This is a genomic window from Bacillus cereus group sp. RP43, from assembly GCF_040459645.1.
In the GTDB taxonomy this organism is placed as follows: Bacteria; Bacillota; Bacilli; order Bacillales; family Bacillaceae_G; genus Bacillus_A; species Bacillus_A mycoides_C.
The window spans coordinates 2,644,467-2,663,622 of the sequence record NZ_JARVHQ010000001.1; the positions used below are offsets into that span (position 1 = coordinate 2,644,467).

Genomic DNA, 19,156 nt, shown 5'->3' on the forward strand with positions numbered 1-19,156 from the left:
TTGGATACTATTTCTGACCGCGCTGCATTTCCTGCTTCTCCATATAACTACGCATCCGTCGCATATATTCAGGTGCGTCCATCGGATTCCCTGCGATCATTTCAATTATACAGAGTCTTTTGGCGCTTTCCTTTTCAGCATGGATTATAGCTTGATCAAGCTCTCCATAGGTCCGGACCGTAACGGTAAACGCGTTACCTCCAAAAGCTTCGGCCAGCTTGGTGTAAGACCATCGAGGGATTTGGTTGTACTTTTGATCCTCTGTTTTGACATTTAAATATCTCTCGATCGTATAACCACCGTTGTTCAAGACAAAGATTATGGGCTTGCAGCCGTAATAGAGCATAGAACTGATTTCCTGTACTGTTAGCTGCAGGGCACCGTCACCTGTAAACACCAATACTCGGCGTTCCGGCGCGGCCATAATAGCACCAAACGCCGAAGGGATTGCGTAACCGATGGACTGCCATCCACCTTGTCCAATATATGTTACATTGCCCGGCAGTCTTACCTCTCCCATTCCATAATAAAACGTTCCGGTCTCGGCGATTACAATATCCCCATCTTTCAGCATGCGCTGAAAACGTGGATAATAGTCGACCGCCAATAGACGTCCGTCGACATTAGTTGTGAATTGCTCATAAGGGAATGCAATTTTCCCTGTCAAACCTTTGCCCTTATAACCCACCTTCTGCACGGCAAGTAGCATGTCGGCTGCAAGAACATTCGGATATTCCGCCTCAGCGATTTTAACCATATCTGGTTGAATATTGACAGTTATCAGTGGGTTTAGCTTTGCGGTAAAACTTGCGGTGTTTGTGTCCGCCCATACCATGCCAATCGCAATGATACAATCTGCATTCTCCACCGTACTTTGGACTTCAGTACTCCCGAAAGAGCCTAGATACATTCCGATATAATTTGGATGGGTCTCGTCGAATCCCCCCTTCCCGTACAGCATCGTTACAACAGGCACATTCATTGCATCGGCTAGCTGCCGAGTTGCTGTCTGAAGACCGAAACGCATCGTTTTCACATCCACCAGGATAACCGGTCGGTGGGCACGTTTCAAAAGCGGACGGACATGATTCACTGCAGCCTGAAGGGTATTCGGGTTGGATGTTGGACGTGTTGGTATTGGCTCTGCCCAGACTTTAATTGGCTTGGTCACTAAATCATTAGCCACAACCAGATATACTGGCTTTTTCTTTTCCTTAGCAATGCGAATCGCAGTCTGAATTTCAATCTTGGCATTTTCCGGCGTAAGCACCGCGGTATATGCCGTAATCTGTTCATACACCTTGCGAAAGACGTCAAAATTTCCATCCATTAAGGTGTGATGCATCAGCTTATGCTCTTTTTGATCCTTCTCAGGAGGCGAACCCACAATATGTATTATTGGTACATGCTCGCTGTTGGCTCCCGCTATCGCATTGCAGGCGCTGAGCTCCCCGACCCCGAAGGTCGTAATAAGAGCCGATATTCCTTTGATTCTTGCATAGCCATCTGCAGCATAACCTGAGTTTAGTTCGTTTCGTCCTTCTATAAAACGGATGCCGTTATAACACTCCAAAGTATCAAGAAGTGTAAAATTATAGTCCCCTGCGACACCAAAAATTTCGGTAATGCCCTCGAGTTTCAGGCAATCGAACAAATACTGGCCAACCGTTTTTTGAGCAGGTCCCCTTTGTGAACCAAAGTTGTCCGTATTAATCATGTTGTCCATCGCTTGCTCACTCCTTATCTATTTCTTGGGCTCGTTCTGTTTTATAGTACCCTTTTTGATAATTCCCTTTAATTAAACAGGTTATCCGTTGGGCAACAATTAATGGGGAAGAAATGCTCCTTATCTTTGGAGAAAGTCATAAAACAAGAGAAGGAGGAGAAACACTAAGACATTACGAGGCTTTGAAAGTATTCGGACTCGAAAATATTGCATATCGGTGAAATCACCTCTGGTCAAAAGAATGTATTAATTAATATTCTAATGCTTTCTTTAACTCTTCTCGATCACTTTTAGCTCACTTTGTTTTAAGGTGAAAATTTTTGTACAACCATATATTACAACTACATTCTTCGTATTTTATATATCATCAATAAAGAATTCAGAAAACCCATAAATAAAAAAACGAGTGCCGTGAAGAAACGCACTCATTGAAAGGAATTTACCAATCTCGACGATTATCGCGATCACAGTCACGATCATGGTTTCCCTTTAAAATATCCCATTTATCATGCTCCTCACTTTGTTTTGCAAAAGTCTAGCTTACTTTTAAAAACTTTGTAACAGAACCTTAAAAATGATAAAAACCCACGAAGAAAATGAATTTTCACCGTGGATTTTTATCATTTAAATGGACTTTCGGGACACCTAACTCAAGAAGCATCCGCACCTTCAAACTGACTATTATAAAGCGAAGCATAGAAACCATCAGATTTCAATAACTCTTCATGATTACCTTGTTCTACAATATCCCCGTCTTTCATGACAAGAATTAAGTCTGCATCACGGATTGTTGATAATCTGTGAGCGATGATAAAGCTTGTTCTGCCTTCCATGAGGTTTTCCATCGCTTTTTGGATGAGTACTTCTGTACGAGTGTCAATGGAGCTTGTTGCTTCGTCGAGTATTAATATTTTCGGATCCGCTAGAAGGGCGCGAGCAATTGTTAGTAGTTGCTTTTGTCCTTGGGATACGTTGCTTGCTTCTTCGTTTAGTTCCATTTGATATTTATTTGGTAATGTTTTTACGAAGTTGTGAACGTGAGCTGCTTTCGCTGCTTCAATTACTTCTTCGTCTGTAGCATCGAGTCTACCGTAACGGATATTTTCCATGATTGGTCCGTTAAATAGCCAAGTGTCTTGCAGTACCATACCAAACATGCTGCGCAGGTCTTCTCGCGTGAAGTCTTTTATATCGTGACCATCTATACATATCGCACCGCTGTTTATGTCATAGAAACGCATTAACAGTTTTACGATCGTTGTTTTACCAGCTCCGGTTGGTCCAACGATTGCTACTTTTTGTCCAGGTTTAATGTTAGATGAGAAATTATTGATGATGATCTTATCTGGATTGTATCCAAATTGAACATCTTGGAAGGTAACTTCTCCTTGAACTTTTTGCAGCTTCACTGGATTTTCTGCTTCTGGCACTTCCTCGTCTTCTTCTAAAAATTCGAAGACTCTTTCTGCAGCAGCTGCAGTGGATTGAAGTACGTTCGCGATTTGCGCTACTTGAGCGATTGGTTGCGTAAAGCTTCTAACATATTGCACAAAGGCTAAAATGTCTCCAACTGCGATGGTTCTCTTTACCGCAAGCCATCCGCCTAAAATAGATACAGCGACGTAACCGATATTACCGATAAATGTCATAATCGGCATCATCATTCCAGATAAAAATTGAGATTTCCATGCGGAGTGGTAAAGGGTATCATTTACCTCTTCGAATTTTTTTACTTCTTCTTCTTCTTTGTTAAAGGCTTTTACGATATTGTGACCACTATAAATTTCTTCGACCTGACCGTTTACGTGTCCTAAATATTCTTGCTGGGATTTGAAATATTTTTGTGATCGTTTTACGACTGCCATGATGAGAATCATCGATACTGGCAATATTAAAAGTGCCACTAATGTCATTTGCCAACTGATTGATAGCATCATGATGAGTACACCGATGATCGTAATAACAGATGTAATGATTTGCGACATACTTTGGTTTAACGTTTGGCTCACCGTATCTACGTCATTTGTAATTCTTGATAATACTTCGCCGTGCGTTGTTTTATCAAAGTAATTCAGTGGCATACGATTAATTTTTTCGTCGATTTCTTTTCTGAAGTTATAGGATACTTTTTGAGCTACTCCAGAAATAATGTACCCCTGAATAATACCAAACGCAGTGCTCAGTAAATATAATCCAAGGAGTAAAATGACAATGTTTCCGATATAGGTAAAGTCAATGGCCGCACCGGGTGCTCCTGATACTTTGCTTACGAGTCCTTCGAAAAGTTTTGTTGTCGCATTTCCTAAAATTTTTGGACCAACGATTGTAAAGGCTGCACTACCGATTGCGAAAAGGATAACGACTAAGATTGATAATTTATAGGGCTTCAAGTATTGAAGGAGTTTATTCATCGTTCCTTTGAAGTTTTTTGCTTTCTCAATCTTTCTCATGCCGCCGCCCATATGACCGCCACCGCCAGGACCAGGACCACCTTGTCTGCTATTTTCTATTTTTCTATCACTCATGATGACAACTCCTCTCTTGAAAGTTGTGATAAAGCAATTTGCTTATAAACTTCACAGTTTTCCATAAGCTCTTCATGAGTACCAGTTCCAACTATTTTTCCTTCGTCAAGTACAATTATCTTATCCGCATTCATGATTGTGCTGATTCTTTGGGCAATAAGTAAAACGGTACTTCCTGTAATCTCATTGTTTAAAGCTCTGCGCAATGCTGCGTCTGTCTTAAAGTCAAGAGCTGAGAAACTATCATCGAATATGAAGATTTCCGATTTTTTCGTAAGAGCACGCGCAATAGAAAGTCTTTGTTTTTGACCACCAGAAACGTTCGTACCACCTTGTGATATTTCTGTACGGAAGCTTTCAGGTTTCGCGTTAATAAATTCTATAGCTTGCGCGATTTCTGCTGCTTTTGCGAGTTCTTCTTCAGTTGCTTCTTTCTTACCGTATTTCAAATTACTCTCGATTGTACCTGAGAAGAGAACTCCTTTTTGCGGTACATAACCAATTTTCTCTCTTAATTCCTTCTGCGATACTTCTCTAACATCTGTGCCATCTATTAATATTTGGCCGCTTGTGACATCGTAAAAGCGTGGAATTAAGTTGATTAATGTTGATTTACCACTACCTGTACTTCCGATGAAAGCTGTCGTTTCACCAGGTTTTGCAGTAAAGGTGATATTGGAAAGCACATCTTCTTCTGCACCTGGATATCTAAAGCCGACATTTTTAAATTCAACGTAACCTTTCTTGTCTGCAGCGAATGTCTTCGGCTCTTTTACATCACTAATAGTAACGTCAGTATCTAAAACTTCTGCGATACGTTGTGCGGAAACTGAAGCACGTGGAACCATAATAGATACCATTGAAATCATTAAGAAGGCCATGATGATTTGCATCGTATATTGCATAAATGCCATCAAATCACCAACTTGCATATGTCCCATATCCACTTGGTGTGATCCAACCCAAATAATAAGTACAGTAACGGCATTCATGATAAACATCATCATTGGCATCATAAATGACATTAAACGGCTTACAAATAAATTTGTTTTTGTTAAATCTTGATTTCCTTTTTCAAATTTCTTTTCTTCATGTTTTTGATTATTAAAAGCACGAATAACGAGCATACCTGTTAAAGATTCACGAGTAATTAAGTTAATTTTATCTACTAACTTTTGGATACTCTTAAACTTAGGGATCGCGATGCTAAATAAACCAATGACTAAGCTTAAAATCGCGATTACTGCAACTGCGATAATCCATCCCATTGAAAGGTCTGTAGTAAGTACTTTAATAATGCCGCCGATACCTAAAATTGGTGCATAGAATACAATGCGCAGCATCATAACCATAAGTGTTTGAACTTGCTGGATATCATTTGTACTTCTTGTGATTAGAGATGCAGTGGAAAACTTATCAAACTCCGCATTCGAGAAGTTTGTAACTTTCCGGAATACTTTCTTTCTAAGGTCTCTGCCGAGTCCAGCAGCTACTTTTGCAGCAAGTAAACTCACGATAACGGTAGCTGCCATACTTACTAAGGATAAAAGCAGCATTTTCCCGCCGGAAATAAGAATAAAATTAGATTGAAGCTTATCTATATTGATACCGATCTTTTTATACTCATTCTCAATGAATGAAACGGCTGATTGTGTTACCATGCTGCCTGGCATATTCTTAAACTTTTCATCTGCCTTTTCTTTCATTGCATTGATTTGATCTTGAGGAAGTTTCGCAATGACTGCAAAAGGATCTGTATTTGGCGGAAGCTTCGCTGGTGTTTTCGTGTCACCTGTCGTAGCAGGAGGGAAAGCAGATGCGCCGCCTTTTTCAATTCCTTGTGTAATTAACATTGGTTTCCCAAAGATATCGTTAAGTTCGTTAATTATATTTTTATCTTCTGTATGTAGCTTATAAAGTGGCTCTTTATCAAGCTGCGGATAATCTTTTAAGTCATTTTTCAGTTCGCTTTGAGAGAGGTTGTTCTTATCTAGAAGCACATAGTTGTCATCAACTTTTTTCTTCTCATTTTCATTCATAAAGAGTGTGAGTTTATCCATTTCACTTTTACGAATAACCTCAGGTACTGCATTTTCTACACCTTTTTGTTGAATTCCTACATTGACAATGTTAGACATGTAGTCTGGCAGTGATAGATCGCATACTGCCTGTACAGTTAACAGACATACAACTGCAATGATGGAAGTAACAAATGGCTTTAAATGTTTGATGATTTTTAACATTTAATTCATCTCTCCATTTTCCTTGTCTAATTTTTTTAGTTTTTACTCCGTTTCTAGCCTTTATTCTTCGTATTCTCAGTAATTCATTCCAGCAGCTCTTTACGTATTTTCGACTACAGATTAATTTTATGACTATATAAAGATATGATGCAACTTTTAGGGTGTAGATGTTGTTTTATAGGACTTAAATCCCAAAATAGAACACACATGTTTCTTGATAAAACGATGATTTTGTTTCACTATATAATCAAGATATCTAACTAATCTTTTCTAGTGAAAAACCAAAAATTCGTAAATTACTTGACTTGATTGATGAATATCGGATTAATATGTTTCCTGTAGTCTTAGGCAGTGGACTACCTTCATTTAAAGAAATTACGGACAAGATCAATCTTAAACTCATAAAAAACAATACATTTAAAACAAGAGTGGTTGGTCTTATCCACCAACCGGAGGAAAATGCTTGACTACTCGGCACTTCAACTATCGGGTGCTAATGTTCAACAACGCGTACCGAAAATAATCAAACATATTTTATAAAAAGTGATTCTATAAAATATGTTTAGAGCCTATTTTGATAACTCTTTTTTTCAAAAACGTTTTTTTATATTCGGTAAATTAGCAGTAATAGACTTACCTTTGATCAAACATGTTTATAAACCAACATAATGTACAGGAAATCGACTTTTCTCTTGTCGAAATTTACTTAGCATACAGTGGTCATATATTTTCAAGAATAACGGAAGAATATATAGAAAATGCTACATAAACGTGAAGTTTGATCAACTTAGGGGGGACAACCTTGTTCAATCACATAGTAAAAGCTGTACCCAATTTATTTACGATTGGAAATTTATTGTGCGGTGTTTTTTCAATTACCATGAATATGAGTGACTATTTGGAAGTAGCCTCCATTTTTATTTTCTTTTCAGCTGTTTTAGATCTCCTTGATGGAAGAATTGCGAGAAAATTAAAAGTGAACAGTGAGTTTGGTGTACAATTGGATTCCTTAGCTGATATTGTTAGTTTCGGAGTTGCGCCTGCACTTCTATTTCATTCGATAGCAACACCATCTATTTTAACTTCTTTGGCATTTATCCTTTTCCCAACGATGGGTGCTTTAAGATTAGCTAAATTTAGTGTAAAACCAACCATTGGATATTTTAAGGGATTACCTATTCCAGCTGCTGGATTACCATTGGCCTGTATGGGATTGTTTTCATATAGCAATGCATGGATTACATTGATCCTCGCTCTCTTAATGGTAAGTCCAATTAGGTTTAAAAAACTTTAATTGGGATCCCACCTATCGCTTTAATTTCATTTGTGAAACGGTTCGCTAACATCCATCAAGTTGAGGGGGATTGATGTTATTCATCATTTTACGGATTCAGCGATGGGACAGACTTTAAAGAGCTTACCTATTTAATCATAATAGATTGTGAAATTGAATAGCCTCCAGTTTTTGAGACTATTGTTTATATTTCTGATATGTATTTTCACCTCTATATTGAACGAATCCATTTTTCTTCTCTAATACCTCAAACGATAAAAATGCACTTCGTTGCTATAAAAGGCAAAATTTTTTCGTTTTGTGGGTTATCTATTTTCTTAACTTGATAGCGATGTGGTGGTACCTGTTTAAAAGAACTCCTACCTCCCAAAATACTTAGTTACGCCCAAATAACATGACAAAAAGATTAGGAAATCACTCCTAATCTTTTTGTTTATTACTATTCCATTGCCCCAGCAACATCATAATCATTTAAATCTAATTCAATCGGTTGCCCTAACGCAAGTTTCGCAAGTTCTGATCCTAGGTATGGACCTGCTGTTAATCCTGAAGCACCTAATCCGTTTGCAATGAGTATGCCTTCAAAATTAGGTAGTGGCCCAATAACAGGTAAGAACCCTGGTGTAAACGGTCTAAAGCCAACTCTTGTTTCAACCATTGTACCATCTTCTAAACCAGGCGCTACTGTTAACGCTTTATGGAATACTTCATGTAAACCACCTGCAGTTACACGGTGATCGAAACCAGTATCATTCTCATGCGTTGCACCAATTACGACATGGCCATTGTCAAATGTCAAAATATATTGATCGTTCGGCGGCATAACAACTGGCATATTTTCTGTTGCTGTATTTTCCATTTGTAAATGAACAATTTGTCCTTTTTGGAACGTAACTAAGAAATTAATTCCTAATGGGTTCAAGATTTCGTTCGCCCATGCGCCTGCAGTTACCATTACCTTTTCCGCTACAATTGTTTCGTCATTTACTTTAACTCCCGTAATATGATTCCCTTCACGGACTAATACTGCATCACCTTTTATGAAAGTTGCACCATGCTTTTTCGCAGCGCTTATTAATGCGTTGCGTAATAATCTTCCATTTACTCGTGCAGCGCCACTAATATGAACAGAACTATATTCTTCCGATAATGCTGGGAATAATTTTTTCGTTTCTTCAGCTGATAAGCGAGTGATTTCACCAATCTCTGGTGCATCTTCACGGCGTTTATACGCTCGCTCTTCCATTTGATCCAGTTTTTTCTCATCAGTATGTAAACTAATTGCGCCTACACGGTTATAACCTGTATCCGTTTCACCGTCTTCTTCTAATTGCTGAATTAACGAAGAATAGTAACGCGCACCGCCTTTAACGATTTTATACCATGCTTTATTACGACGTTGCGACAGCCACGGACAGACAATACCTGCTGCTGCGTCAGTTGCTTGACCTAAATCTTGACGATCTACAATAGTAACCTTCGCACCAGACTTAGCAAGATGATAGGCAGTAGATGCCCCTAAAATTCCAGATCCAACTACAATATACGATTTCATTTCAAACACCTTTTCTCTTTTGCTAATTATTTAAATATAAGAACATACTTTAGTATACTGAAAGGAATCCTCTTTTCAATGTACTCTTTGCAATTAATTGTTGCATCATTGTGACGTTCCTAATTATTATTTTTTCTTCTTACGGAATAATTCAATTGTTTTATAGCCTTGTGAAAGGATTTCAATCATTTTCTCAAGACGTTTATTGCGTGTTTTTTCTTGTTTCACAGAAAATAAATTACGTGCCCAATCTTTTTGATAACCAGGAGTTAAACTTTGATAAAACTTAAGTTCAACTGGATGATTAGCCAATAATGCTTCGACATCTTGAATACGATCTGCATAATCAGCAACACATTGACTCATAGCAGGCGTTTTCGTCGCTTTTTTCTTTTCGCGCTTTAAGCCTACAACAGTAAAGACGTCATCCATACTTACCATTCTTGCAAATTTAATATCGCTCTGTCCTACATACCCATCTTCACCAACGCTTAATGCAGGAAACATTTCATCACGGTGAATAAACGTACTGTAACGAGAATTACCTTTTTTCGGATATGCGAAGAATATATAGCCTTTTTCAATTAGTAATTCTTCATTACTAATAATAAAATTCGTTTGTTTCACCATTTCATCAAGTGTTTCTACAAAAATAAAAATAGCATCGTGATCTTTGGAAAATGCAGTTTCTTTCCCTGTAAAAATGTCATAATCACTAGGTTCATTAATTACGACCATATTTGTATACTTATTAAGTTTCAATTTATCAATAATTGACATAAAAATCTTCCTTTACATTCAAAATTCATTTTATATACTTCTTTATACTGTTCTAGTGTATTATATCTATTAAGAAAATTAAACTTGAAATCGTATCATTCTGTTTCAATAGACCATAATTTTTTACTATAAGGAGTGGTTTTATGCCGTATGTAATCCGAGATGAAAGGCTAGTTTTGCACGGAGATAATGGAAAAGAGCCAGTTTTTCATACATATGAAGAAGCTGAGGAAACGTTAAAAACATTAACTATACCGCAGTTTCCGAAACATATTAGACGAAAACCATTTAAACCAAAAATAATAAAAATAGCCGATTCTGAGTAAGAACCGGCTATTTTTATATTCACAACTCAATAGCAAATAAAGTATATAAAAGCTCTCTATATTGCTCTTCTGTAACCTCACGCTTAGTTTTTGCTCCATAAATAATTTCAGTTACACTATTATTCGTTAAAGAGACATGGCCAGAGTCCGTCAATTTCACTGCAATTGGTCCCTTATTAAAGATAGATTTCTCATCTTCTATCACTCTTCTTTGAACGTCGTTTACTACTATCTCATCAATAATATGTTTATAAAAAGCATGACAAACTTTCCATTCACCATCAGCATCTATTCTTTCTAGAACATAGTTTCCTTTACTCGTATCTTTTTGTCTTACTCGATACGAACCATTTTTAGAAGAAACAAGTTCGCCAGTAAACGGTACTGGCACAAGAGGTACTAATGAAGCAATACCTACATCAATTAAGTACCTTACGTTTTCGTAATTTAAAATAATTGTTATATGCCCATCTTCAAGTGCCCAAGCGTTTATATCATTTTTATATACGGTACCTAGTGCGAGTTGTACATCATAACCACTATCTTTTAAAAAATAGTAAAAAAGAGTATTTAATTCATAACAAAGCCCACCGCGGGATCTAGTTAAAATTTTTTCTTGTAAGTTTTCCATAGAAATTGTATTCGCATTACTTGTTATTACATCTAAATTCTCAAACGGGATTGTGTGGGCAAATGCAAAGAGTATTGTACTTAATTCTTCAAATTTTATTTCAGTACGTTTTTCAAGGTTTAATCTTGTAAAAAGTTGATCTTGTAACTTTGTCATATTCAGCACCCCTTAATAAGTTATAAGTTAAAACAATATATGCTGATTGTAAATTTGAAGGGATATTGTAACAATGTACATTTGCAGTTACTGTACCGGTACAAAATTTAAATTTGAAAAACATTTTTATATAAAAATACAAATAAGAGGCACCATCACGGATGCCTCTTTCGAAATACATTTTATATCTTTATTTCAATGAGCTTAACTTTTCAATTGCCTGTTGCTCAGTTGCTATGAAAAAAATATCCTTACCTTTATTACATTCATAAATGAAATCTTTTAAGCTTTTACTAGCATACATAGAAAAATCCCCGACGATAGCAATTTTCACGCTGTAATTAATAAACTTTTGAAGAATATCACCGGCAAGACGTGTTTTTAAGTCAAAGAAACTTTCACTTATTAATGATTTATTGATAACAATCCACTTTGAATCCGCTTCATATTGAACTGTTGCCATGAAATCTAATGCAGATTGAACGTCGGATATTAATACTGTATCGTTTCTGACGACCGCAATATTTATTCCGTCAATTACTACTTTCTTTATTTCCATAGTCTCACTCCTCTATAATTAATAAAGTATATATTAAACATACTGTGTAGATCTTCATTAACACACATAAATGATTTGCCCCTGGCTCAATATCATCGTAAGTAAATATTTTTTTAAAACTTCTAATACGGTCAATGAAATTATGGGTAATCTATCTTTTTACTATTTTTGAAAATTTATCTCTCCACAATAACTTAATAAGTTATCAAAAGAAGTAATCTCGGCATATGGTTTTATGTCGGTATTATTCTTAATCATATTAGGATTGAACCATATGCCCTTTATATTTGCATTTTGACAACCAGCAATATCCTTTTCTAAGTCATCTCCAACAAATAGTACATCTTCTGATTGTACATTTAGCTTATTTAATGCTAATTCGAATATACGTTTATCTGGTTTACTAAGTCCCACTTCTTCAGAGATAATGATAGTATCAAAGTAACCGTTTAAATTTGTGTTAATTATTTTAGCCGTTTGCCTTTGAGTTGAGCCATTTGTAATAATACCAACCTTAATATGCATCTTGATACTATTTAAGAAATTGATAGTATTTTGATTTATAGAAAAACATTTAGGGAAATTATTATTCCAAAAATCTTGAATGTAATTGCATTGCAATCTATACTTCGGCGGGAATTCATCAAACAATGATTCCAAAACTATCGTTTTATTACTTATGCCGTATTCCCTTTTATCGTATTCTTTGAATTTCTGTAACATATTGTTTTTGACTGTATCACTAACATCCTCATAACACTTTTCTAAAACAAATAAAAACAATTTATCTACTGCCTTATCCCTATCAAGTAACGTATCATCTAAATCAAACAGTATCGCTTTATAACTCATCAAATAATTTCACAACCTTTCTCACATGATTTAAATAATCCCTAGTTCGCACCTTAGGCCTTTACTAAATTAGCAAAAAAACTCCAAAGTTTGTGGCGTACGCTCTAGAATTTCGCTAGCTTCTTTTATATTTAAATTCATCTCCCTTTCTCCCTTCTAGTAAAGTATCGAAAGTATATTTTCAAACAGTTTAAAAAACTACATGCAATTTACATTATTATACATTAATTTTTCGTAAATATTAATCGTTCAGCTTTTTATATGATAAGTTTTTTCAAACACACAAATATTTCTCCATAAAAAAGGAATATGGGTAATAATACTTTTTTATGGAGAATACACAATCTTGAAAATGGAGCTAATACGTTAATCGTCCCACTGTTTCTCCACATAAACTCCAGATAGTAAGGCTATAATGACTACCAGAGGTGATATTATGAGGAGCTATCATATTCTCGTGGTAGAGGACGATCAAGAAATTCAGGAATTAATTAAACAATTTTTAATGACACAACAGTATACAGTGGTAGTCGCATCAGATGGATTAGAGGGTATGACACAATTTAATAAGCAATCATTTGATTTAATTCTTCTAGATGTAATGATGCCCAATCTGAATGGATTTGAAGTTTCCAAGATGATTCGAAGCCAATCAAATGTACCAATTATTGTGCTAACTGCGTTAGAAGAGGAAGAAGATCAAATGAAAGGGTTTGATCTTGGAATCGATGATTATATAACAAAACCCTTTTCGTTTCATGTTTTGATTAGACGAGTCGAAGCGGTATTGAGAAGGAGTTATGATAAAAATGTAAATAATCATTTGGTATTTAAAGAAGTACGTATCGATGTTGATGCATATAGAGTATATGTAAATGACGTTGAAATTTTATTAACGACAAAAGAGTTTGAAATTCTACAACTACTATTTCAAAATGAGAGAAAAGTACTCACAAGAGAAAATATCGTAGAAAAAGTTTGGGGGTACGATTATTTTGGAGAAACACGAATAATTGATACACATATTAAAAACCTACGGAAAAAGTTAGCTATCCCTTATATTAAAACAATAAAGGGTATTGGTTATAAAATTGATGAATAGTATTGTGAAAATCATGAAGATGAAGCAAATTACTTATAAACTCTTTATGACTACCTCTCTCATTTTGTTATCCTTTGCAGTATTGATTTATTTAACTTTATACTTCTTTCTCCCTACGTTTTATGAGCAATACAAAACAGATCAACTTCAAACAGGGATAAAAGAAATCATTGATAAGTCTAAAAATCTTACGTTTCAAGATGCGATACCACTTTTTGATGAATATGCAAAAAAAAATAATGCGATGCTTTATCTTCAAAATAATGAGGGAATAATTAAATACTCTCCTTCATTTTCTTTTACTCAAAGTGGTTCGCAAACAACAGTAGTTACTAGAGCGACACGGTTCGAGAATGCAGGTACCCTTAGCAATTCATATAACGTTACGAAACCAATTCAATTCCAAGATGGTAGTTTAACGCTTATAGTCTTTGCTACATTTCAACCAATTGATGAAGCTTCACAGGTTTTAGTACGCTTTCTCCCCTATATTAGTATCATTGTACTCGTAATTGGTGTAGGGAGTGCTTATTTCTATTCCAGGTTTATTACAAAACCACTTATTTATATTAATGAGGGTGCACAAAAGATGGCAAATTTAGATTTCTCCGAAAAAATTGAGGTTCGCTCTACAGATGAGTTAGGAGAATTATCTAATAGTTTGAATGACATGTCTATTAACTTACAACAAGCTATGTTTGATTTAAAAAAAGCAAATCAACAATTAAAAAATGATATTGAAAAAGAACGAGAAATAGAAACAAAACGCAGAGAGTTTTTTGCGATTGTAGCACATGAATTAAAGACCCCTCTTACTGTAATGAAAGGATACTTAGAAGGGATGATATACAATATTGGCCCTTATCAAAATCGTGATCAATATTTAAAGAAAAATCATCAAATTATTGAAAGTATGGAACAATTAGTTCGTGAAATTTTAAGCATGTCGAAATTAGAACAACACACCTTTAAACTAAAAGTAGAAGAAGTTAATCTTTCGAAGTTAATAGATACAATCACAAAAGATCTCGAATTTTTTGCTTCTCAAAAAAGCATCCAAATAATAAAAGAAATTGATTCTGACCTTTCTGTTTATACAGATCGTGTTCTTTTTGAAAAAGCATGTAAAAATATTATCCATAATGCGGTTATGTATTCACCATATAATGAAAAAGTCTATATAAAGTTAAGTGAGGATTCTGAACAAGGTCAAATCAAAATGCAAATTATGAATACAGGTGTCAATATTAAAGAAGGAGATATACAACAAATTTTCAAACCATTTTATCGAATTGAAAAATCAAGGAATCGAAATACTGGAGGAAGTGGTTTAGGTTTATATATTGTTAAACAAATTTTCGAAACGCTAGATATAAAATATTCTATAAAAAATATGGAACATAGTGTACAATTTTGCATGAACATTCCATTATCTAAACAAAAAACAAACAAACTCCCCTCTCAGTAGGACGAGTTTGTTTGTTTTTGTAGTAAGTATAAACTTATTAAGAATCAATTGGCTGGATTTTCGTTTTATGACGTATGCTATTTTCCAAATGGCGACCGTAATAAGTAGCGATAACAATTAAGGCTCCCTCAATCCATTGTATCCAACTTAAATATTCTCCCCCTACTTAAGTTGACTCGCTCATTTGTTGCGTATGATCTATTAAGAAAAAGCGCCCTGTACAGGGCGCTTCATTTTTATCTAATGACTAATATTAGCAGTTGGGTATAACGTTGTTCCTCCAATTGAAACCTTTATTTCATTTGTTAATGGAACGTTTTGTTCATTAATAATTGTTCTCCACCATTCCCATGCAAGACCAGTACATTCTCTCGCTACGACTTTTACATTTTTTGAATTCGGTGGAAGCGGTATAACGGTAGAGTAATGAGCCGTTTTGTCTTTGCCGCTTCCATCCCATGTTTTATGTGTTAGTACTTCTTTCCCATTTTCATCATATGAGAATTCATCCCAAGATACATCAAATTGAGCAACATATGCACCGTAATGATCAAGCGTCATTTTAGCACTTGAATATTCTGTAGTTGTAGTCTCAATATAATCTGTATTGTTATGAACAGCAGCCGTTGCATTATCTTTTAAGAAAGTGCTTGTATATGAAATTGGGTATGCTGGATTTTTAAGACTTAATTCCGCATTATCTTTAATAATATTTCGGATTTCATCAAAATCTTTTGTAACAACCTTGTTATGCTCTTTCGCATCTCCGCCTAATACTACAGCAGTAAAGGTACTTTCTTCAAAAATATCTTTATACTGTCCACTCGTTTCGACGCTATTATTCTTAAGTAAAGCTTTAAAGGCAGCTTGTACATCTTTGCTCTTAGACGTTGTTTCTAATTTCACATAAATTGTTCTACCATACGCTACATTTGACACCATAACAGGCGGGGCCACATTACTTACCCCTTTACGAGTTAACTCATCAAAAGTAACACTATTATCAAAAAGATCGGATGGATTGTTAGGTAGTTCAGCACTTACGGTATAAAATATTTGCTTATATGCCGCAACCATCACTTTTTTCTCTCCATTTGCAACCGCATTAAAATCAATGTTCAGCCCATTATCAAGATATTTAGCGTTAACATTAAGAGCACTTGCGATTTGTGATTTACTATACACCATAGATTCTGTATACTGCATTCTTGCAGGTAACGAATGTGTTGATGCATACTTTTCATTCCAAGTAGATACTAAATCATCTACTGCTCCAGCCACATTGCCGTATGTCGGATTTTGGACAGTTACTGTATTTTCTTTTCTCATGCCAGGTAAGTCTATACTAATAATCAAAGGTTTTCTCTTAGCCACTAATAAACTAGGCTGATTATCTGCAAAAGCTTTATTTGCAAGTTGTACGGCTCCTGGATAAGTACGATTAGCCACAGAATCAATAATCGAAATATCGACTGGTGAAGTTGTAAGTGATTTTTTCTCACGTTCAACTACTACAAATTTACCATTTGAATTGATACTTTCTTTCGGAACAAAACTCTCTACTTTATCACCATTTACTGCTAAAATATCTCTACTATCATACTTTAAATTTGCTATGCCAGTATTAATGTCACTAGCATTTTTTGTTGCATCAGTAGCATTATTACCTGTATGTGTTTCCGCGAAAGAAATAGATGAATAATTAATAGTGCATAAACTAACTAATAAACATGCTAGGAATTTTATTCCTTTACTACCTTTTTTAATTTTCAGAAAAATCACTCCATTCTCTTTTATATTAAGATATGATAATGATTGCTAATTAATAAACTTACATAAATGCTTTTAAAAGTTCTTGAACTAATGGAATTACTCCACCTAAAAATTTCAAAACTGCCATTGCGATTTCCATATTACTTCCTCCTCTTTGTTGTATTAAGATGTGTTGAATATTTATGTTTTCATTATAATAAGCTTTTACATTTGCATCAATTCGTTTTCATATGCAATGTTGCATATGAAAATACAGCCAGTTCCCCTAGTTTCTGAATCGTATATATTTTAAATCCCTCCCATTAGGGATCACCATACATGCCTACCAAGTGGAACTTTTCTGCTAATTTGATTATATTGTAGTAAAGTTTTTTCTCCTACTTGACTAAGCCAATTTTTATTGGGAGGATTTAAAAAGTGTTCGATTATTTCATACTCATGATTTCCTTTCAAAAAAGTGGCAAGTGATATGGGTACTGACATACTCGTGACCATAATATGAATGGTACCCCTTTAGTTTTTTAATTGATCTAACACTTCACATAACATAAAAAACCGAGATGCGATTACATCTCGGTTTTTTACGCCCTTTATTTTTACTATCCACCTTATGTTACTTAGAGCGTGGACAAACTAAAAGCTACAATTAAATATTTGTGGTACTCCATTTTTTAGTACCGATATTTTTTGAGATACTTTTTAAGCAATATTGGGATTAGCCTTTTTACCAATCCACATACCTAAGCCCACCATGCCAAGCCAACAGCAAATTGCTAACATAAACATCAATTGTCGTACGGATAACCCTTCAATCTGCATTTGACTCTTCCCTACAATTGTTTGGAAAAGTTGCGACCATTTGACATCATAAAACACCCCTACTCCCACAATCACAATCAATATAAAAAATTGTAAAAATATATTCCCCATATTTCTCCATGTTGTGTAAATGAGTAAAGAAAGTTCTCTATGTGTAGCATTCACCATATATACTTTCATATTATTTTGAGAAGAAATACTATTAATGGCATAGCTCCCAAATGTAACGCTAATGACTATAAATAGTGGAGAATAAAACCCGAATATCATGATTAAAGTACTTACTAAAAACAAATGGATTGGATTAACTTTTTTAGCAGCTTTGATATCTAAAAATATGGACATCAAAACCCCTAATAGGTATGGGGCAACTACAATGAAAATACAGGTTAACATGTTATAGAAAGTAAAACTATAAAAAATACCCATCAAAAATAAATATCCATTTCCTAATCCGAGTAAAAATGATTCTGCCTTTAATCGAATTGGTAAAGAAGATGAAAGTTTATGAAAGAACTTTTCTTTCAACAAACTCAAAAACATGAAACAAATAAGCGCTATAGAGAATAGAAAAAAACAGAAAATATATTGTTCATTATTTATGTTACGACTTGTTCGTATCAAAAGAATAAGCATTGAGACAAAAAGAAACTTTCCTACTACCGATACGATGGAGATAGGTAAAAACCCTTTGGCTAACTCGGTTCTCGGCATCTTTTTTATAGCAAAAAGGATACTGATTAAACAAATCCCATATATGCATGTTATCAGCGGCGGCGATAGAAAACTAATCGCTAACAATATGATGATCAGTAAAAGAAAAACGATACCAATAATAATCGCTTGTTGATTCTTATTATAAATCTTTCCCCCACCTTCAACATGTAGAAACAATAAAGTACTCGTCATGGTAGAAATTGTACTAACTGCAAAACCAGAAACTAACGCACTTATTTCTAGCCATTTTGAACTCCATCCAAAGAAAGTAACACTAAGTAATGATACTATCAGTATAGAAACAGCCCAATATAAGGAGCGTTGAATTCCAGCCTTATTCACAATAGGTATCCAGATAAACACACCCGTCATATAAGTTGTATAAAACAAGATTGATGGCCAGTATCCCTCAAAGCCTTTCGAGATCTGTAATCCATAAACAATGTAAATAAGCATAGGTGTAAAGATAGTCGTTATTAGTAGACTAAATGTAGTTATACTTTGCACCACAAGTCTTTTTTGTTTTGTCGTATGTATCATATAACACCTCACTTAAAATGAAATCAGTAGTTGTTATTACCTATTCTATCCGAAACAAGGTTGTTATATATGCGCCATCCAATTGATATT

The 19,156-nt window shown here is 34.9% G+C and carries 14 protein-coding genes; 4 read left to right on the plus strand and 10 right to left on the minus strand.

Features of this window, described 5'->3' with window-relative positions; translation table 11 throughout:
- Positions 1–7: 7 nt before the first annotated feature.
- The 3 genes from QCI75_RS14015 to QCI75_RS14025 all read right to left on the minus strand — a co-directional run bounded on the left by QCI75_RS14015 (position 8) and on the right by QCI75_RS14025 (position 6,494).
- Positions 8–1,726 carry an alpha-keto acid decarboxylase family protein gene (locus tag QCI75_RS14015; protein ID WP_353760701.1) on the minus strand — a complete coding sequence of 573 codons (1,719 nt, stop codon included), beginning with the start codon at positions 1,724–1,726 and terminating at the stop codon, positions 8–10.
- A 650-nt stretch (positions 1,727–2,376) separates the two neighbouring features.
- On the minus strand, positions 2,377–4,251 hold the full coding sequence (locus tag QCI75_RS14020) for an ABC transporter ATP-binding protein (RefSeq protein WP_144504445.1): 1,875 nt from the start codon (positions 4,249–4,251) through the stop codon (positions 2,377–2,379).
- Positions 4,248–6,494, minus strand: a complete 2,247-nt coding sequence (locus QCI75_RS14025; RefSeq protein WP_353760702.1) for an ABC transporter ATP-binding protein — start codon at positions 6,492–6,494, stop codon at positions 4,248–4,250. Before QCI75_RS14025 ends, QCI75_RS14020 begins: the two co-directional genes overlap by 4 nt.
- Before the next feature lie 802 nt (positions 6,495–7,296).
- On the opposite strand from QCI75_RS14025, the gene pssA reads away from it, so the two are divergent.
- Positions 7,297–7,788: a CDP-diacylglycerol--serine O-phosphatidyltransferase gene (pssA, locus tag QCI75_RS14035; protein WP_353760703.1), complete on the plus strand. Its 492-nt coding sequence runs from the start codon at positions 7,297–7,299 to the stop codon at positions 7,786–7,788.
- A gap of 439 nt (positions 7,789–8,227) precedes the next feature.
- On the opposite strand, the gene QCI75_RS14040 is transcribed toward pssA, so the two are convergent.
- Positions 8,228–9,343, minus strand: coding sequence for an NAD(P)/FAD-dependent oxidoreductase (locus QCI75_RS14040; protein ID WP_353760704.1), 1,116 nt, complete (start codon positions 9,341–9,343; stop codon positions 8,228–8,230).
- Positions 9,344–9,469: 126 nt separating this feature from the next.
- Positions 9,470–10,123 (minus strand): YdeI/OmpD-associated family protein, encoded by a 654-nt coding sequence (locus QCI75_RS14045; protein ID WP_353760705.1) that lies wholly within the window; start codon positions 10,121–10,123, stop codon positions 9,470–9,472.
- A 143-nt stretch (positions 10,124–10,266) separates the two neighbouring features.
- Here QCI75_RS14045 and QCI75_RS14050 point away from each other — a divergent pair, with 143 nt between their 5' ends.
- Positions 10,267–10,449 carry a hypothetical protein gene (locus tag QCI75_RS14050; RefSeq protein ID WP_353760706.1) on the plus strand — a complete coding sequence of 61 codons (183 nt, stop codon included), beginning with the start codon at positions 10,267–10,269 and terminating at the stop codon, positions 10,447–10,449.
- A 19-nt stretch (positions 10,450–10,468) separates the two neighbouring features.
- Here QCI75_RS14050 and QCI75_RS14055 read toward each other — a convergent pair whose 3' ends face one another.
- The 3 genes from QCI75_RS14055 to QCI75_RS14065 form a co-directional block, all read right to left on the minus strand.
- Positions 10,469–11,236, minus strand: a complete 768-nt coding sequence (locus QCI75_RS14055; RefSeq protein WP_353760708.1) for an arylamine N-acetyltransferase family protein — start codon at positions 11,234–11,236, stop codon at positions 10,469–10,471.
- 190 nt (positions 11,237–11,426) lie between these two features.
- Complete coding sequence (locus tag QCI75_RS14060; RefSeq protein ID WP_098767829.1) at positions 11,427–11,795, minus strand: DUF4180 domain-containing protein; 369 nt, start codon at positions 11,793–11,795, stop codon at positions 11,427–11,429.
- A 162-nt stretch (positions 11,796–11,957) separates the two neighbouring features.
- Entirely contained in the window at positions 11,958–12,632 is a 675-nt protein-coding gene (locus QCI75_RS14065; RefSeq protein WP_353761534.1) for an HAD family hydrolase, read from the minus strand.
- 451 nt (positions 12,633–13,083) lie between these two features.
- Here QCI75_RS14065 and QCI75_RS14070 point away from each other — a divergent pair, with 451 nt between their 5' ends.
- Both QCI75_RS14070 and QCI75_RS14075 read left to right on the plus strand, forming a co-directional pair.
- A complete protein-coding gene (locus QCI75_RS14070; RefSeq protein WP_353760709.1) occupies positions 13,084–13,749 on the plus strand; it encodes a response regulator transcription factor in 666 nt (221 codons plus the stop codon).
- A complete protein-coding gene (locus QCI75_RS14075) occupies positions 13,742–15,217 on the plus strand; it encodes a sensor histidine kinase (RefSeq protein ID WP_353761535.1) in 1,476 nt (491 codons plus the stop codon). Before QCI75_RS14070 ends, QCI75_RS14075 begins: the two co-directional genes overlap by 8 nt.
- Before the next feature lie 240 nt (positions 15,218–15,457).
- Here the strand turns inward: QCI75_RS14075 and QCI75_RS14080 are convergent, their stop codons facing one another.
- Together QCI75_RS14080 and QCI75_RS14085 are read right to left on the minus strand one after the other, a co-directional pair.
- Positions 15,458–16,999 carry a thiol-activated cytolysin family protein gene (locus tag QCI75_RS14080; protein ID WP_353760710.1) on the minus strand — a complete coding sequence of 514 codons (1,542 nt, stop codon included), beginning with the start codon at positions 16,997–16,999 and terminating at the stop codon, positions 15,458–15,460.
- Positions 17,000–17,689: 690 nt separating this feature from the next.
- On the minus strand, positions 17,690–18,982 hold the full coding sequence (locus QCI75_RS14085) for a hypothetical protein (RefSeq protein WP_144508586.1): 1,293 nt from the start codon (positions 18,980–18,982) through the stop codon (positions 17,690–17,692).
- Positions 18,983–19,156 lie beyond the last annotated feature (174 nt).

What these genes read in the sequence shown, in the direction of transcription:
- QCI75_RS14075 (WP_353761535.1), top strand. Translation starts at nt 13,742, where the DNA reads ATGAATAGTATTGTGAAAATCATGAAGATGAAGCAAATTACTTATAAA.
- QCI75_RS14015 (WP_353760701.1), bottom strand. Translation starts at nt 1,726, where the DNA reads ATGGACAACATGATTAATACGGACAACTTTGGTTCACAAAGGGGACCT.
- QCI75_RS14060 (WP_098767829.1), bottom strand. Translation starts at nt 11,795, where the DNA reads ATGGAAATAAAGAAAGTAGTAATTGACGGAATAAATATTGCGGTCGTC.
- QCI75_RS14025 (WP_353760702.1), bottom strand. Translation starts at nt 6,494, where the DNA reads ATGTTAAAAATCATCAAACATTTAAAGCCATTTGTTACTTCCATCATT.
- QCI75_RS14020 (WP_144504445.1), bottom strand. Translation starts at nt 4,251, where the DNA reads ATGAGTGATAGAAAAATAGAAAATAGCAGACAAGGTGGTCCTGGTCCT.
- QCI75_RS14055 (WP_353760708.1), bottom strand. Translation starts at nt 11,236, where the DNA reads ATGACAAAGTTACAAGATCAACTTTTTACAAGATTAAACCTTGAAAAA.
- QCI75_RS14045 (WP_353760705.1), bottom strand. Translation starts at nt 10,123, where the DNA reads ATGTCAATTATTGATAAATTGAAACTTAATAAGTATACAAATATGGTC.
- QCI75_RS14040 (WP_353760704.1), bottom strand. Translation starts at nt 9,343, where the DNA reads ATGAAATCGTATATTGTAGTTGGATCTGGAATTTTAGGGGCATCTACT.
- QCI75_RS14085 (WP_144508586.1), bottom strand. Translation starts at nt 18,982, where the DNA reads ATGCTTATTTACATTGTTTATGGATTACAGATCTCGAAAGGCTTTGAG.
- QCI75_RS14070 (WP_353760709.1), top strand. Translation starts at nt 13,084, where the DNA reads ATGAGGAGCTATCATATTCTCGTGGTAGAGGACGATCAAGAAATTCAG.
- QCI75_RS14050 (WP_353760706.1), top strand. Translation starts at nt 10,267, where the DNA reads ATGCCGTATGTAATCCGAGATGAAAGGCTAGTTTTGCACGGAGATAAT.